At 46.6% G+C, this 15,872-nt stretch carries 16 protein-coding genes; 4 read left to right on the forward strand and 12 right to left on the reverse strand.

Features of this window, described 5'->3' with window-relative positions; translation table 11 throughout:
• The first annotated feature begins 25 nt into the window (after positions 1-25).
• Positions 26-253 (forward strand): membrane protein insertion efficiency factor YidD, encoded by a 228-nt coding sequence (yidD, locus tag V6D41_RS04325; protein WP_087992909.1) that lies wholly within the window; start codon positions 26-28, stop codon positions 251-253.
• Here the strand turns inward: yidD and V6D41_RS04330 are convergent.
• Together V6D41_RS04330 and V6D41_RS04335 are read right to left on the reverse strand one after the other, a co-directional pair.
• Positions 250-813, reverse strand: coding sequence for a beta-class carbonic anhydrase (locus tag V6D41_RS04330; protein WP_333517391.1), 564 nt, complete (start codon positions 811-813; stop codon positions 250-252). The two genes, yidD and V6D41_RS04330, sit on opposite strands and share 4 nt — an antisense overlap.
• Positions 814-929: 116 nt before the next feature.
• Positions 930-1,178, reverse strand: coding sequence for a type B 50S ribosomal protein L31 (locus V6D41_RS04335; protein WP_003219346.1), 249 nt, complete (start codon positions 1,176-1,178; stop codon positions 930-932).
• A gap of 206 nt (positions 1,179-1,384) precedes the next feature.
• Between V6D41_RS04335 and V6D41_RS04340 the strand changes: the two genes are divergently transcribed.
• From V6D41_RS04340 to V6D41_RS04350, 3 genes are read left to right on the forward strand one after another with little or no spacing between them, the layout of a single operon-like run.
• Complete coding sequence (locus tag V6D41_RS04340; protein WP_148962425.1) at positions 1,385-2,716, forward strand: cytochrome ubiquinol oxidase subunit I; 1,332 nt, start codon at positions 1,385-1,387, stop codon at positions 2,714-2,716.
• 42 nt (positions 2,717-2,758) lie between these two features.
• A complete protein-coding gene (locus tag V6D41_RS04345) occupies positions 2,759-3,799 on the forward strand; it encodes a cytochrome d ubiquinol oxidase subunit II (RefSeq protein WP_148962426.1) in 1,041 nt (346 codons plus the stop codon).
• 53 nt (positions 3,800-3,852) lie between these two features.
• On the forward strand, positions 3,853-4,011 hold the full coding sequence (locus tag V6D41_RS04350; RefSeq protein WP_148962427.1) for a DUF1540 domain-containing protein: 159 nt from the start codon (positions 3,853-3,855) through the stop codon (positions 4,009-4,011).
• An 18-nt stretch (positions 4,012-4,029) separates the two neighbouring features.
• On the opposite strand, the gene V6D41_RS04355 is transcribed toward V6D41_RS04350, so the two are convergent.
• From V6D41_RS04355 to V6D41_RS04400, 10 genes are all read right to left on the reverse strand, one after another.
• Entirely contained in the window at positions 4,030-4,917 is an 888-nt protein-coding gene (locus V6D41_RS04355; protein WP_333517392.1) for a metal ABC transporter permease, read from the reverse strand.
• Positions 4,907-6,214 (reverse strand): iron chelate uptake ABC transporter family permease subunit, encoded by a 1,308-nt coding sequence (locus tag V6D41_RS04360; protein WP_333517393.1) that lies wholly within the window; start codon positions 6,212-6,214, stop codon positions 4,907-4,909. The genes V6D41_RS04355 and V6D41_RS04360 overlap by 11 nt, the downstream gene beginning before the upstream one ends.
• A gap of 5 nt (positions 6,215-6,219) precedes the next feature.
• Positions 6,220-6,972, reverse strand: a complete 753-nt coding sequence (gene mntB, locus V6D41_RS04365) for a manganese ABC transporter ATP-binding protein MntB (RefSeq protein ID WP_333517394.1) — start codon at positions 6,970-6,972, stop codon at positions 6,220-6,222.
• An 18-nt stretch (positions 6,973-6,990) separates the two neighbouring features.
• Positions 6,991-7,911, reverse strand: a complete 921-nt coding sequence (locus V6D41_RS04370) for a metal ABC transporter solute-binding protein, Zn/Mn family (RefSeq protein ID WP_333517395.1) — start codon at positions 7,909-7,911, stop codon at positions 6,991-6,993.
• A 283-nt stretch (positions 7,912-8,194) separates the two neighbouring features.
• A complete protein-coding gene (menC, locus tag V6D41_RS04375) occupies positions 8,195-9,310 on the reverse strand; it encodes an o-succinylbenzoate synthase (protein ID WP_087992918.1) in 1,116 nt (371 codons plus the stop codon).
• Positions 9,307-10,767, reverse strand: coding sequence for an o-succinylbenzoate--CoA ligase (locus V6D41_RS04380; protein ID WP_333517396.1), 1,461 nt, complete (start codon positions 10,765-10,767; stop codon positions 9,307-9,309). Before V6D41_RS04380 ends, menC begins: the two co-directional genes overlap by 4 nt.
• A gap of 90 nt (positions 10,768-10,857) precedes the next feature.
• Positions 10,858-11,676, reverse strand: a complete 819-nt coding sequence (menB, locus tag V6D41_RS04385; protein ID WP_010329489.1) for a 1,4-dihydroxy-2-naphthoyl-CoA synthase — start codon at positions 11,674-11,676, stop codon at positions 10,858-10,860.
• Positions 11,677-11,710: 34 nt separating this feature from the next.
• A complete protein-coding gene (gene menH, locus V6D41_RS04390) occupies positions 11,711-12,535 on the reverse strand; it encodes a 2-succinyl-6-hydroxy-2,4-cyclohexadiene-1-carboxylate synthase (protein ID WP_148962435.1) in 825 nt (274 codons plus the stop codon).
• Positions 12,523-14,265 (reverse strand): 2-succinyl-5-enolpyruvyl-6-hydroxy-3-cyclohexene-1-carboxylic-acid synthase, encoded by a 1,743-nt coding sequence (gene menD, locus V6D41_RS04395; RefSeq protein WP_333517397.1) that lies wholly within the window; start codon positions 14,263-14,265, stop codon positions 12,523-12,525. The genes menH and menD overlap by 13 nt, the downstream gene beginning before the upstream one ends.
• Complete coding sequence (locus tag V6D41_RS04400) at positions 14,262-15,677, reverse strand: isochorismate synthase (protein WP_333517398.1); 1,416 nt, start codon at positions 15,675-15,677, stop codon at positions 14,262-14,264. The genes menD and V6D41_RS04400 overlap by 4 nt, the downstream gene beginning before the upstream one ends.
• Between the last annotated feature and the right edge of the window lie 195 nt (positions 15,678-15,872).

The following is a 15,872-nucleotide window of genomic DNA, read 5'->3' on the forward strand; positions in this document are numbered from 1 at the left end:
GCATCAGAAAGGTTGCTGAAGACATATGAAAACCCTATTTATCGCTCTGATCAGAGGATATCAAAAATTCATCTCGCCGCTAACGCCGCCAACATGCCGCTTTTATCCGACTTGTTCCCAATATGGAATCGAAGCGATTAAAACGCATGGCGCTTTAAAAGGCGGATGGCTGACCATCAAACGGATTTTGAAATGCCACCCGTTCCATCCGGGAGGAGTCGATCCTGTTCCTGAAAAGAAACGAAAACATTAATTGTTATAGCCGTTTACGACAAGATCCAGTTTTCCGGTTTTAGGATCAATGACTAATCCATGGACAGGAACGTTTTCCGGGAACAGCGGATGATGTTTAATAACGTCTACGCTGTCTTTCACACTCGCTTCCACTGAATCAAAGCTTTTAAACCATTGATCAAAGTCCACACCGGAGTACTTTAATGTTTCGATGCGTTCTTCCGTAATTCCTCTTTCTTTGATTTTATCAAGCATGCTTTTGCTGCTGATTTTGCTCATGCCGCAATCGTGATGCCCGATCACACATACCTCATCGGCGTTCAGCTCGTACACTGCGACAAGCAAACTTCTCATGATGCTTCCGAATGGGTGTGTCACAAGCGCACCGGCACTTTTAATGATTTTCACATCCCCGTTTCTCATATTCATCGCATGCGGCAGCAATTCTACCAAACGAGTGTCCATACAAGAAAGAATCGCCACTTTTTTATCTGGAAATTTTGAAGTCTGATACTTTTCGTATTCCCTTTGATCTGTAAATGTTTTGTTAAAGTCGAGAATATCATTTAGCAGGCTCATAACTAGTTGTATCCTTTCTGGTCTTTTTACTCTTCAATATATCACAGCATTTGTCTTTTCGTCATCTTATCGAAAACAAACGAGGACAGAAAAAAAGACAAACCCTCAGGCCTGCCTCATTTCCCCATGTTATAGCGTTTTTTGAACTGCTCCACTCTTCCGCCTTTTTCATTAAATTTCTGGCGGCCTGTATAAAACGGATGCGTATCGGAACTGACCTCTACTTTAATAACCGGATATGTGTTGCCGTCTTCCCACTCTGCCGTTTCATTGGATGTTTTAGTAGAGGTGCTGAGAAAACGGTAACCGCTGTTGACATCCTGAAAAATGACTTTGTGGTTCTTTGGATGAATTCCTTCTTTCATATATATCTCCTTCTTTCAAATCGTAATAATTACGTTTTATTCTATATTATCAAAAACGTTTTGTCAATCTTCTTACATCCTTCCCTGCGTTTCCATATCGTAAACCTCATGGGCATTTAAGAACAGGAAGAATAATCTAAACGAGGAAGCAAATAATAAACCCAAAATACATATAGAACGTCTTTTGAGAAAGGTGGTTTACGATTGTGGATGATTTAGTTTTGGCCAGAAGCCTCTTTGGCACGACAATGGGCTTTCATATCATTTTCGCAACGCTTGGAGTCGGTCTGCCGCTCATGATTTTAGTGGCTGAATTGATCTATCAAAAAACGAAAGATGACCATTATGCGATCATGGCGAAAAGATGGACGAAAGCACAAGCCGTTTTGCTGGGGGTCGCCATACCGACCGGGACGATTGCGGGCACCCAGCTCGCGCTTTTATGGCCGGGATTTATGGAAGTCATCGGCCGGGTCATGTCCCTGCCGTTTCAAATTGAAATCTATGCTTTTTTTGTGGAAGCCCTATTCATGTCGATTTATGTATACGCCGCAGACCGCTTATCACCAGCTATGAGGATTGTTGCCGTTTTCTTTGTATTAGTCGGAGCGGCAGCGTCAGCTGTTCTAATCACGAATGTTCACGCCTTTGAAGGCACACCTGCGGGTTTTAAAATGGAAAATGGAAAAATTACTGATGTTGATCCGTGGGCCGCGTTTTTCAACCCGAGCTTTTTTGTCACCGCCGGCCATGTCGTGGTGTCCGCGTTTATGACGGGGGCCTTTATCGTCGCTTCTGTTGCCGCATACAAGATGATCCGGTCGCAAAAAAAGGAAAACATCTATCGCTTTCACCGGAAAGCGCTTTTGCTTTCATTGACAATCGGCGGTATTTTTTCATTGTTGACGGCATTGAACGGCCACGAATCAGCTCAGATGCTGCACGAATACCAGCCCGAAAAATTAGCCGCTGCCGAAGGTTTGTTTGAAACAACGTCTCACGCCCCGCTTGCGATCGGCGGTTTTACCGACCCGAATGAAGAAAAAGTAAAATGGGCCATCGAAATTCCATGGGCGTTAAGCTTTTTGGCAGCCGACCGTTTTGACACTGTTGTGAAAGGATTAAACGCGTTTCCAAAAGACGAATGGCCGCCGCTGTTCGTTCACACGCTGTTTAATGCGATGGTCGGAGTGGGTATGCTGCTTATTCTCTATTCCATTATCGGTGTGGTATGGAAAAAGGTGCTGAAGAAAGACCGTTTCCCAACGTGGCTTTTGGTCATTTTTATGACGGCAGGCCCTTTTAGCATCATCGGCATTGAATTTGGCTGGATTTTCGCCTGTACGGGGAGGCAGCCATGGGTCATCTATCATCTCCAGAAAACATCGGATGTGGTGACGACGACCGGCTCGATCGGGATCCTCTTCTTATTTTTCACATTCGTTTACGCCGTGTTAGGCGCGGCTGTCGTTTACGTGCTGCTGTACTATTTCCGCAAACACCCGGTTGACGAAGATTTAAATACAGCGGATTCGTAATGGCTCCGCAAACAGGAAACCAAACGGAAGGAAGATCGACAAATGGATATTACAACTGACGCTCTGATCGCCATCTCAATTATCTGGGGCTTTGTGTTTATCTACGCCGTCATGGCGACAATGGATTTTGGAGCGGGATTTTGGTCTATGATCTATTTAAACAAGGAGCACATGAAGGCCACCGATATCGCCAACCGATTTCTGTCCCCGACTTGGGAGGTCACAAACGTCTTTATTGTGGCCATCGTCGTGGCGCTTTTCAGCTTTTTTCCCGGCGCGACATTTGTGCTCGGAACTGTTTTATTAATTCCCGGCAGCATGATTTTACTGTTTTTAGCGATCCGAAGCGGCTTTCTCGTTTTTTCAAACACAGCGAAAGAACGAAAAACGCTAAGATATATTTCCGGAATCTCCGGTTTTCTCATCCCGGCTATTTTAATTTTGGTTCTCCCTGTGACACACGGAGGGTTTATCGAAAAAACGGACGGAATCTATAATTTGAATATGTCTAAAATCTTTTCAAGCCCGAACGCCTATTCATTCATGGGGTTTGCGATTTTAAGCACTTTATTTTTGTCCTCGCTTCTGCTTGCTGATTTTTCAAATGTAGCGGAGGAACAGGATGCGTACAGCGCTTACAGAAAAAGCGCCTTGATTACCGGCCCGATTTCACTCCTGTTTGCTTTATGCATTATGCTGACAATGCGAAATGAAGCCAACTGGCTGTATAGCGGCATGATGAATGATCTCTCCTGGATAATTGCATCGTTTATTACATTTGTCATTGCGGGAATCGCTCTTTTTCTGCCTAACAAGAGCTTTGGCCAAAACATCGGCAAACCGCGGCTAGCACTTGTCGCGATTGCGGTACAGTATTTTCTCGCCAGCTACGCGTACGGGCGGGCGCATCTTCCGTACATGATTTACCCTGATGTGACAATCATGTCGGGTTTTACAGAGCCGGCAACGTTCAGAGCGCTGTTTGCGACGTATATCGTTGCATTTATCATCCTTTTTCCCGGTTTCTTTTTCTTCTGGAAAATGTTTATGAGGGATAAGCGTTATATCCGACAGGAGGAATAGAGGACAAGTCTGCCGGCTATACTAAGCCAGAACCTTTATAAGGAGGGGATGGCATGGAGCAGAAAATTCTATGCGAAGTCAACAACTGTTCTTATTGGGGCAAAGGAAACAAGTGCACCGCTGATGCCATTTATGTTGTCAGCCATACTGGTGAAACGGCTGACAACAGCCGGGAAACGGACTGTAAAACGTTTAAGCCGCATGATTTGTAATCAAAAGAAAGAGCTGCATCAGCCAGCTCTTTCTTTTCGTATGTTTTGTGTCCTTATCTTTTGTGTCATGACCCCGTTTGCAGGTGAGAACAATAAGGCGCCTGCATACCATACACCTGTCATGGCCGCCATCGCTCCGGAAATCGAAACATTAAGCCACGTTGCGAAGAAATAGCCCATGACAGCCGACAGCCCTCCAATCACCGCGCTGAGAATCAGCATATACAACAGCCGGTCTGTCAGCAAATGAGCCGCAGCAGGCGGGACAATCAGCATAGCCACAACCAATACAGCACCCACCGAATCAAAAGAAGCAACGGTCGTGAGTGAGAGCATGCCCATTTGCACATAGTGAATCAGCAACACGGGTATTCCCAGCGCTAAAGCCATTTGCGGATCAAACGAAGCGATTTTGAACTCCTTATAGCACACACTGATCAACACCACATTTAAAACCAAAACAGATGCCAGCATCCAAAACGCTTTCGGCCCGATGTCAGCTCCGAATACCGTGATCGTACTCCACGGCACAAAAGCGATCTCTCCCATCAACGAGTGCTCAATATCAAGATGGACATTCGCTCCATACACAGATAGCAAAATGACGCCCACCGCAAATAAAGATGTAAAAACAACACCTATAGCGGCATCTGATTGAACCCCCTTGCTGTGGAGAAGCTGAACCAAAAATGCCGTTAACAGTCCAGATACGGCCGCGCCGATAAACATAGGTATCCCGTCAAGACTGCCTGTCACAAGAAAAGCACTGACGATGCCAAGCAACACTGTATGGCTGATCGCGTCGGCCAGCATCGCCATTCTTCTCAACACAAGAAAGGTGCCGATCAGCGCGCAGCTTACACCGACTAATACACCAGTAGCTATAATCCATGCCTCAAAACTCATTTGCGATCTGTCCCTTCTCTGAATCAGGAGCCGCCTTTTGAAGCTCAGGCATCCGGCCATACAGCTTTAAGAGCGAAAAAAGCCGCTCTCTCGTTTCCCTGGGCAAACGATCCGGGTCAAAATAATCCTGATCAATTTCTATATTCGCAAGCTCCATTTCATGCATCAGGTACACTTCATACATCCGATGCTTCAAAGCAATGTGATGACCTTTTTCTATCCCAGTGCGTGTCATTTGCCAAATCCCATTTTCGATACGCTCGATGCACTTCTCTTTCTCTAAGTCATTTAGTACCTTATGGCATAATGAAGGGGATACTCGCCTTTTCTTTCTTACACCGTCAGCCGTTACATAAAGATCGTTCTTTTCATATTGCTCATATATCGTCAGCAACACCTGCTCTCGGCCTGTTTTGCGCCGCAGCCTGATCAGCCTTATTGCTTTTGCTGCCAATCCCCGCTTTGGCGCGCAAATCATTGAAAATAGAAAGATTATCGTTGCTGATAAGATCATTAATGGCCCTGTCGCCATACCCTTCATCGTCGTGCTAAGCAAGGTTCCGGCTACGCCGCTTACACCGCCTATGAAACCGGCAATGACCATCATTCGGGTTAATCGCTCGGTCCAATATCTTGCAGCTATAGCGGGTGTAATCAGCATAGCCGCCATCAATATCACACCAACTGTTTGAAGTCCGATAACGACAGCACAGACGATCAGACAGGCCAAAAGCCCGTTTAAAAAACGCACCGGCATTCCCAATCCCTTTGCAAATGCGAGATCAAAAGTGATCAATGTAAACTCCTTAAAGAAAACAACACAGAGGAGCAATAAAACAGCAGATATTCCTGCAATCAGCATGATATCCTGCCTAACTAATGAAGCCGCCTGGCCGAACAAAAAAGAATCCAGCCCGCTCTGACTTCCCGTCCCTTGTTGCTGAATATATGTCAGCAGTATGATTCCGACGCCAAAAAACACAGAGAGAACAATCCCGATTGCCGAGTCCTCTTTTGTTTTTGAAAGCCGCGGAATCAGCTGAATGCACCACGTTCCAAGCAGCCCGGCAATTGCTGCCCCCAGCAAAAAGAAAGGCAGTGATTTTTGCCCGGTGAACAGAAAAGCGAGACACACTCCCGGCAGAGCTGAATGGGCCATCGCATCGCCGATTAAACTTTGTTTTCTCAGCAGCACAAAACTGCCCAATACCCCGCTTGCCGCTCCAAGCAAAAGCGTACCAGCCAACACCCACTGTGTATTCGGATGCTGGAGCTGCAGCCACAAACTTTCAAACAATACGCTCACCCCTTATGTTCTTCTGCCAGCACTTTATCTTTTAGAAACGTCAGTCTTCCTCCATACGTTTTTTGCAAGTTTTCGATCGTAAAAACAGTCTTCGCTGGTCCGAAAGCGATTTTTCTTAGATGAAGCAGTAAGATCCAATCGAAATAATCCTCGGCAGTCTGCAGATCATGGTGGACGACAAGCACTGTTTTCCCTTTTTCTTTGAGTTCTGCCAAAAGCGTCATAATTGCCCGCTCCGTCGCTGCATCAACGCCGGCAAACGGTTCATCCATAAAATAAACATCGGCGTCCTGGCATAGCGCCCGGGCAAGAAACACCCGCTGCTGCTGGCCTCCTGACAGCTGGCTGATCTGCCTTTTCGCATAATCAAGCATTCCTACTTTGTCTAAAGCGGCTTTCGCCATTTCCACATCTGCTTTTTTGGACCTTTTCAATAAGCCAATCCGGCCGTATCGCCCCATCAGCACGACATCGAGCGCGTTTGTGGGAAAATCCCAGTCAACTGATCCGCGCTGCGGAACGTATCCGATTCTTGTCCGTTGATTCTTATAGTCTTTGCCGTAAATAGAGATGTCTCCTGAAGCCCGGGGCACAAGACCGAGAATGGTTTTGATCAAGGTTGATTTTCCCGCGCCGTTTGGACCGATAATGCCAATTAGCTTTCCTTCAGGCACCTGCAGTGAAATGTCCTGCAGAACAGGCTTTTTATGATAAGCGACCGTTACATTTTCGAGCTCAACAGGGAACATATCCATCACCTCTTTTCTTTATTTAAGCGCTTTGGTAATTGTATTGATATTGTGGCGGAACATCCCTTCGTATGTGCCTTCTTTTGTGCCCTTTTCACCCATGGCATCCGAATAGAGCTGACCGCCGATTGTGACTGTATGGCCTTTTTCTTTAGCCCCTTCCGCCACTGCATTTATTGATTTTTCAGATACGCTGCTTTCGACAAAAACAGCTTTTATTTGTTTTTCTGTCAGGAGATCGACCAGCTCCTGAACATCCTTCAATCCGTAATCAGAATCTGTACTTAGCCCCTGCAGGCCTTTCACTTGAAATCCATACTCTTTCCCAAAGTACGCAAAGGCATCGTGAGCGGTGACCAGCACACGGCTTTTCTCCGGAATGCTCGCAATCTCTTGACGCGACCACTTATCTAAATATTGCAAATCCTCTTTGTACTCTTTGGCCTTTTTCTTAAAATCTTCCGCATACTCAGGCATCGCTTTGCTGAATTGCGCTTCAATTTCATCCACCGCATAGATCCATAACGGAATGCTGAACCAAACGTGCGGATCAAACATTTTGCCTTCTCCGGCAGAAATAAGCTTGTTTTTCGGTATGGCCTCAGTGACAGCCGCTGCTTGTTTTTGTTCGCCAATCTTTTGAAGAATGTCCTCCATTTTCCCTTCCAAGTGCAATCCGCTGTACAGAACGACATCGGCTGACATCAATTTTTTCGTGTCGCCTTGTGACGCTTTATAAAGGTGCGGATCGACTCCCGGTCCCATTAAAGCGGTCACTTTCACATGTTTTCCTCCGATGTTTTCGGCTGCATCGGCAATTTGGGATGTTGTTGCCGTTACCTGCAGGCGCTTGTCAGCGCTTTTTCCGGCTGAATCCGTCCCGCATCCCGTTAAGGCAATGCAGGACAAAAGCACTGCTGCCATCAGTCCCTTTTTCATATTTTCCCTCCTCTTTGCCATCAATGTCAGATTGTATTATCTTATGTTTTCATTTCTTAGACATGTGACATAAAATTAGACAAAAGCATATTTTGTTTAAGTAGGACAAAAAGTTTCCTTAATGCAAAACTATCGCGTTTGTCCACTTTTGTCAAGCGTAATTTACATACAAAAAAAACCGGCTGGGTCAACAGCCGGTCCAAACGAGAAGGGATGTATTCAACGAACGCTTTTACTATAACAGCACATTGACATTCTCTCAAAATGTCAAAATGCTTTTTTCTTATCCATGCTGCGTGAAAACATCCATTTTGGTCACATATTTTCGCATAATGTCCTGATTCACTTCAACCCCTAAACCAGGCTGTTTGGACACAGAAATAAATCCATTATCAATACGGATATCCGGGGTCACAATATCCTCATCCCAATAGCGTGAGGATGAGGATATATCCCCAGGTATTGTGAATTGCGGCAGTGAAGCCAGCGCCACGTTCTGCGCTCTTGATATGCCTGTTTCCAGCATTCCGCCGCACCAAACCTGCATATGATGCTCTCTGCATAAATCATGAATTTTTAAGGCTTCTGTTAAGCCGCCGACACGGGAAGGCTTAATATTAATGATTTTGCAGCTTCCGAGCTCAATCGCCCGTCTCGCATCATCAAATGAACAAATACTTTCATCAAGGCAAATGGCGGTTTTCAAATGTTTCTGCAAGTGGCGGTGGTCAACGATGTCATCAGCTTGCAGAGGCTGCTCAATCATCATTAAATGATATTCATCAAGCTCCTTTAACCGGCTGATGTCCTTCAGCTCATAGGAAGAATTGGCGTCGGCCATGAGCGGAATGTTTGGGAACCGGCTGCGGATGGCCTTGACTAATTCAACATCCTGTCCAGGCTGAATTTTAATTTTTATTCGTCGATAACCCTCTTTTTGATAACTCTCGATTTCCTTCAGCATATCGTCAAGTGGCGCCAAGCCGACAACCACCCCGGCAGGGACTTTATCTCTTGTCCCGCCCAATGCCTCGGCGAGAGACATGCCCTTCTTTTTCGCATAGATATCCCAGACAGCCGATTCAAGTCCCGCTTTTGCCATCCGGTTGCCTTTATAGCGCGCCAGGCTGTCCGGCACGTCGGAAGGATGACTGAATTCACGCCCGACAACATTGGGAATAAAAAAATCCTTAAGCATGTGCAAACATGTTCCAATGGTTTCCTCGGTGTACCAAGGCGAAGAGAACGCAGATACTTCTCCCCACCCTGTGACACCGGATGTATCAATGGCTTCCACGATCAGAAATTTACGCTCTTGAAGCGTTTCAATGCTGCTTTTAAATGGTTTCTTTAAATTCATACTCAAATGGTAAAGCGTAATTTTCTCTATTTCGATCATAACAGTTCTCCTTTACGCGCATCCTTCAGCTGGTTTCGCAAGAGCTTATTAGACGCATTGCGCGGCAGGCCGTCAAGTTCAAAAAATTTCGCCGGAATTTTATACTTCGCCAAACGTTCTTTGCAGTAGGCGGTCAATTCTTCTTCGCTTACAGGCTTGTGCAGGACAAGATAGGCGTGGGGCACTTTCCCCCATTTTTTGTCCTCAGCCCCTGAAACACCGGCTTCGGCCACAGCGGGGTGTGAAAGCAGCACTGATTCCACTTCAGCCGGATAAATATTTTCTCCGCCTGATATGATCAGATCTGAACGCCTGTCTAATACATATAAAAAGCCTTCACTGTCCAAATACCCAAGATCACCTGTTTTCAGCCAGCCATTTTGAAAGGATGCTTCATTTGCGCTCTCCCGGTTAAAATAGCTTTTCATGACATTTGGGCCTTTGACCAAGATTTCACCGTGTTCAAACGGTTCACATGCCTGTCCATCCCGTTCTATTTTGATCTCACATGAAAACAGCGGTTTACCCGCAGACCCGAGCTTTTCCATACTGAATTCCGGTGACAGGGCCACAATTTGCGAGCATGTTTCTGTCATTCCATATGACTGAAAGACAGGGAATCCTTTCTCACGGCATTCCTCAAGCAAAGGCAGCGGGGCAGGACCTCCGCCTAGCAGAATACATCTGATGGATTCAGGACAGCGGCTTGTTTCGGCCAAAAGACTGGCCAGCATCGTCTGCACTGCAGATATCATTGTCACTTGATGCCTGTTGATAGAATCCAGCACATCGCTTACTGAAAAACGCTGGTGAAGCACGACGGCCATTCCGTAGATCACAGATTTAAATAACGCGGACAATCCGCTGATGTGAAAGAGCGGCAATGCGATAAGCCAGCGGTCTTGTTCTGTTATACCCAAATTAAGCGCGGATGACACCGCACTGAAATAATGGTTTCCGAATGTCTGCTGAACCCCCTTGGGCTTGCCTGTCGTACCTGATGTATACATCAGCGTTGCCGTTTCTTCCAATTTCATATAGGCCTGGATTTCAATTTCCTCTGCGGATTCTTTGGCAAGCTCGTCCACATCAATGATTTGAACGATGTGCTCATAATTTTGCTTGTCAAAGCTTGAATCTGTCAGTAAAAAGCGGGCGTCGGAATCCCCTAGCTGAAACAGCCTTTCATGTGTTGACAGCTTCGTATTCAGAAGCACCGCCTTCACACCAAGCAAAAAACAAGCGTGAACGGCGTATACCATTTCTGCACGGTTTTGGAGCAAAATAGCCGCGGTGTCTCCTTTCCGAACCGAATAAGCAGCAAGCTGCGCCGCCATTCGCTTAGACGCCGCAAACAATTCTGCAAATGTCACGGTTTGGTCTCCATAGATGAGAGCGATTCTCTCAGGTGTCAGCTGGGCCCGCTGCATGAGCCAATTGGGCTGTTCTGTCAGCATGTCATCATCTCCGAGGTAAAATGTCTGTATTGAAAAGAAAACAGCTTGGACCGCAAAGTCTCAAGCTGTTTGTTGACTAAGTATTGCTGATCACGGGAAACGAGGGAACTGTCCGAAATCAGGTTTGCGTTTTTCCTTAAAGGAATCACGGCCTTCTTTTGCTTCATCAGTTGTGTAGTAAAGAAGGGTAGCATCCCCTGCAAACTGCTGAATTCCAGCAAGTCCGTCTGTGTCCGCGTTAAACGCAGCTTTAAGAAAGCGCAGTGCGGTCGGGCTTTTTTCAAGCATTTCTTCACACCATTTAATCGTTTCTTCTTCAAGCTGTTCCAAAGGAACGACTGTGTTGACAAGACCCATGTCCAGCGCTTCCTGTGCGTTATACTGACGGCACAGATACCAGATTTCACGGGCTTTTTTATGTCCTACGATTCGAGCCAGATAGCCAGAACCGTAACCAGCGTCAAAGCTTCCCACTTTAGGGCCTGTTTGTCCGAAAATCGCGTTGTCGGCAGCGATTGTCAAGTCACATACGATGTGAAGCACATGGCCTCCGCCGATCGCATATCCGGACACCATCGCGACAACCGGTTTCGGAATGACGCGGATTAAACGCTGAAGATCCAGCACGTTTAAGCGCGGAATTTGGTCGTCTCCTACATAACCGCCGTGACCGCGCACTTTCTGGTCTCCGCCAGAACAGAAGGCTTTGTCTCCTGCACCGGCAAGCACGATTACGCCGACATTTTGATCGTCTCTCGCGCGAGCAAACGCATCAATCATTTCAGCAACCGTTTTAGGAGTAAACGCGTTATGTACCTCAGGGCGGTTGATTGTTATTTTTGCAATACCATTATACGTTTCATACAATATTTCATCGTATGTCCGTTCAGTTTTCCATTCTACAGCCATGATATGACCTCCTCTATTTTTCCATGTGAACGAGTTATAAGCTTGTCAAAAACTCACTCACTATTTTACCAAAAATACGCGGCTGTTCCACATGTACCGTATGTCCGGCTTCAGGAACAATCTCTATTTTACTAGATGGGAGCTTCTTATGCACCTCTTGATTGATGGCACAAAACTTTTCGTCCCACTCCCCGCAGATCAGAAGCACAGGCACAGCTATTTCTTCTACACGGCTCCACAAGGAAGGCTGTGAACCGGTGCCCATACCGGTTAAACTGTTTGCAAGCCCAACCTTATTGTTTCGCAGACGGCCCGACCGTATCCTGTGCCGAATATCTTCAGCCAGCCGCTGCTGGGATGAAAACAAAGGGATACCCTCCCAATATTGCACAAAAGCTTTGATCCCGTTACGCAAAATAAAATCAGCAAGCTTCCGGTCCCGTATGATCCGATCCCGCCGTTCCTCAAGCGTTTTAAGCCCCGGCGTTGTGCTTTCAAGCACAAGTGCTGATACCCGTTCGGGATAAGCCGCCGCAAAAGAATAAGCAAGCCTTCCTCCCATAGAATACCCAATCAATTTCACTTTGTGAAGTTTTAATTGATCAAACATCTCGGCAAGATCAGAAACTTGCCGGCTTGTGCTGTATCTTTTCCCATTCAGCGGGGCATCTGTTTCACCATGCCCTAAACAATCCATTTTGATCAAACGGGAATCAGGCAGCATCCCATCAAGAAAAGTCCATGATTGTTTGCTGCCGGTAAACCCGTGCAGACAGACGACGGCTTCTGAAGCGTTCGGCCGGTCGTCTGTCACAGCATATCGGACACCATCTGAAACCGTTATGTTTACAGTTTCCATTGTTTTTTCACTTCCCGCACAGCCTCATTCAGCATATCGCGATGAAGCTGGACTCTTGACTGGCGATCCGTTTTGATTTCTATCAAATGGAGTCCGGGTTTGTCTGCCTGCGGGGCGTAAGCTGCTTTGAATTCATCCCATGAGGCCGGACATGAATACGTTCCGCCGTATAGTGCAGCCGCATTCTTGAAATCAAGCCCTGTCGGCGTGCCGAACAAATCTTCAAAGTGTGCCTTCTCAGAAGCCTGCGGCAAAAATGAGAAAATCCCTCCACCGTCATTATTCACCAGAATCACAGTAAGAGGAATGCCCAGCTTTTTGGCCGCCAGCAGTCCGTTTAAATCGTGATAAAAAGATAAATCGCCAATCACGAGGGTAACAGGCGCTTTTGTTCCTTCACATACCCCCATGGCAGAGGAGACAACACCGTCTATCCCATTTGCGCCCCGGTTTGAATAAATCCGGAAAGGGCGTTCCTGCTTTTCAAAAAACGTATCAACATCTCTGATCGGCATGCTGTTGCCGATAAACAGCGAGCTGTTTTCAGGCACAAGATGCTGCAGGATTCGATAGAGATTGCCTTCAAACGAAACCTCTTCACTGCTGATTGTTTGCAGATGCGCACGGAACCTCTCATTGGCAAACTGCCACTTTTCCAGCCATTCTGGTGATCTGGTCATGTCAGCATGTTCGGTCATGATCGCTTCGGCAAAAACGGATGCATTGCAGTGAATCATATGTGCGCTTGCCTGTGTCGGATCTCTCCACCCTCCATCCTCGTCAATCACAATCTGCTCGATCGCCGGGTCATCCTTAAGCCATAAGAAAACCGGTTTTGTAACAGGCATCGGCCCAAAACGGACGACAACATCAGGACGCAGTTTCGACTTCAGCTCATCATCTTTTAAAAATGAATCATACGCATCAATGACAGTGCTTTTATCATGAATACCGTTCCTCAGATTAGACAGCGGGTCGGCTAAAATCGGATACTGAAGCGCCTTAGACAGCGCAATAATGCTTTCCTTATCCGTATCACTGTGGAGTTCTCCGCAGACGATCATTCCTTTTTCAGCCTCTGCCAGCATTGCAGCCACATCAGACAGAGATTCGCGGTCAACAGACTGCGTACCCGTTTTCACAGACACGTGACGGCCTGTTCTCATTCTTCCAAACGGCTCATCCGAAAGATCCGGCATCAGCGGTTCGCGCAGCGGCACATTCACATGGACAGGTCCCATTGGACGCTTTTGTGCTTCCCCGGCGGCGCGGCCGGCCAGCGTTCGGATATATCTCAGCATATTCGGAGATGCTTCTGGAAGAGCTGAGTCTGTGAAAAACTTAACAAAGTTACCGAATAAGAAGTGCTGATTAATAGCCTGCGGTGCGCCTACTTCGCGCAGCTCGTGAGGCCGATCAGCAGTTAACACAATAATGGGCACTCTCGAATAATAGGCTTCAATCACAGCCGGATAAAAGTTAGCCGCGGCTGTTCCTGATGTGCAGATCAAAAGAACGGGATGCTGCTTCGCTTTTGCCAGCCCTAGAGCAAAAAACCCGGCAGATCTTTCATCAATTTGAACATGGACGTTGATATCAGGATGAGCGGCTGCAAGAATAGCCAGCGGTGTAGATCTTGAGCCCGGACAAACGACGGCGTCCGTAATCCCGGAAAGGGCGAATTCATCAATAAAACTTCCGATATAATGAGTAATCGGGTTGGCTGTCAACGCCTCACACCTCCTAATGCAGAGATCATCGGCTTCAATTTAATCTGCGTTTCTTCATATTCAGACTGCGGGTCCGAGTCTTCCACAATGCCGCACCCAGCAAACAGCCTAGCTGTGCTGCCCTCGATCAGTCCTGAACGGATGGCTACTGCGAATTCCCCGTTATTCTGGCTGTCAATCCAGCCGATAGGAGCTGCATACCAGCCGCGGGACAGCGGCTCGATCTCTCTGATCACTTCAACAGCTTTTTTCTGAGGTGCCCCCCCAAGCGCCGGTGTGGGATGCAGTTTCTCAATTAAGTCAAAAAGCGAATCAGACTCTCGAAGCTGACCGACAATCGGCGTAAATAAGTGCTGGACACTTTTTGTTTTGTACAATACAGGTCCGCTAGGCTTTTCAACCTCCGAACAGCTTGATACAAAAGCGTCATGGATCATGCCGACCACAATATCATGCTCCAGCAGGTTTTTCTTATCGTTTAATAATTCAAGGCCTATGAGGCGGTCTTCTTCTTCATCCTTGCCGCGTCTAATGGAGCCGGCCAGACAAGAAGACATGACAGTGCTGCCGTCTTTTTTGATCAGCCTTTCCGGAGACGCGCCGACAAAGGTTTTTCCTTCCTGTTCGATTGCAAAAACATAGCTTGTCTGCTGATCGTTCAGAAGCGTTTTAAGCACCGGTTCAATTTGGACCGGGCCGTCAAACGTGAGCAGCAGCTCTCGGGCAAGAACCACTTTATCGTATTGTTTCTCTTTCATTTGGCTTGTTGCCGTTTCAATCGCTTTGAGCCAATCATCCTTATCCAGCTCTTCGGATTCCGCAATCACAGCCTGATGCCTTTGATCTAAATCCGAAACCATAAATTCCGCTGCAAAAGCAATTAAGCCTTCCAAAACACCTTCTGCGTCTTCCTCTCCGCTTACCCATCTGTTGACTGTTAAGAAAGGGCCATCAGCAGTCATCGTCAGCATAAGCGCAGGCACAAAGAAATCCCCTTCCGAGAAATGGTCCCATTGTGTACCTCTTTCTTCGCAAGGGTCAAAAGAAAATCCTCCGAATAACACAGGTCCCACTGCAGAATGCTGCAGCTTTTCTTCTTCACAAATATGAAAAGCCGTCTTTTTAAAGCGCTCCCATTGTTCAAAAACCTCGCGATACCGCTCGCTGTTTTTTTGATTTGTCTGGAAAATCGCTTCTTTGCCAAGACCGACTATTGTCAATTCACTTTCAGGATCTGACCAAAAAAATCGATTGCCTGTATATTTTTTTGCTCCGTAATTGAAAAATGATAGAGGGTCAAGAGACTCGATTTGTCTCGAATAGCTTATTAAGACAGCATGGTTGACTTCTTTGGCTTTATGTAATGCATGTAGAACTCCTTTTCGGAACGTACGCTGCACCGTTGTCACCATGAGGCATTCCTCCATAATCCTTAAAATGCTTTTAATACCATACACCTGTGTCTCCTTTGTGTCAAACACACAGATCATGCAGTCCAAATGGCCTGCCTTACCTATTATAAACCTAATTACAGAAATGAAAAAGAAACAAACCTTAAATTTCTTTCTCCGCTGAAAGCAAAGGTTGTATCCGCTTACCATATAAGG

The organism is Bacillus sp. 0102A (assembly GCF_036765155.1).
GTDB lineage: Bacteria > Bacillota > Bacilli > Bacillales > Bacillaceae > Bacillus > Bacillus subtilis_G.

Excerpts from the sequence above, each read along its gene's own strand:
- yidD (WP_087992909.1), top strand. The coding sequence starts at position 26 with ATGAAAACCCTATTTATCGCTCTGATCAGAGGATATCAAAAATTCATC.
- V6D41_RS04330 (WP_333517391.1), bottom strand. The coding sequence starts at position 813 with ATGAGCCTGCTAAATGATATTCTCGACTTTAACAAAACATTTACAGAT.
- V6D41_RS04335 (WP_003219346.1), bottom strand. The coding sequence starts at position 1,178 with ATGAAAGAAGGAATTCATCCAAAGAACCACAAAGTCATTTTTCAGGAT.
- V6D41_RS04345 (WP_148962426.1), top strand. The coding sequence starts at position 2,759 with ATGGATATTACAACTGACGCTCTGATCGCCATCTCAATTATCTGGGGC.
- V6D41_RS04350 (WP_148962427.1), top strand. The coding sequence starts at position 3,853 with ATGGAGCAGAAAATTCTATGCGAAGTCAACAACTGTTCTTATTGGGGC.
- V6D41_RS04355 (WP_333517392.1), bottom strand. The coding sequence starts at position 4,917 with ATGAGTTTTGAGGCATGGATTATAGCTACTGGTGTATTAGTCGGTGTA.
- mntB (WP_333517394.1), bottom strand. The coding sequence starts at position 6,972 with ATGTTCCCTGTTGAGCTCGAAAATGTAACGGTCGCTTATCATAAAAAG.
- V6D41_RS04370 (WP_333517395.1), bottom strand. The coding sequence starts at position 7,911 with ATGAAAAAGGGACTGATGGCAGCAGTGCTTTTGTCCTGCATTGCCTTA.
- menC (WP_087992918.1), bottom strand. The coding sequence starts at position 9,310 with ATGATCGAAATAGAGAAAATTACGCTTTACCATTTGAGTATGAATTTA.
- V6D41_RS04380 (WP_333517396.1), bottom strand. The coding sequence starts at position 10,767 with ATGCTGACAGAACAGCCCAATTGGCTCATGCAGCGGGCCCAGCTGACA.
- menB (WP_010329489.1), bottom strand. The coding sequence starts at position 11,676 with ATGGCTGTAGAATGGAAAACTGAACGGACATACGATGAAATATTGTAT.
- menH (WP_148962435.1), bottom strand. The coding sequence starts at position 12,535 with ATGGAAACTGTAAACATAACGGTTTCAGATGGTGTCCGATATGCTGTG.
- V6D41_RS04400 (WP_333517398.1), bottom strand. The coding sequence starts at position 15,677 with ATGGTGACAACGGTGCAGCGTACGTTCCGAAAAGGAGTTCTACATGCA.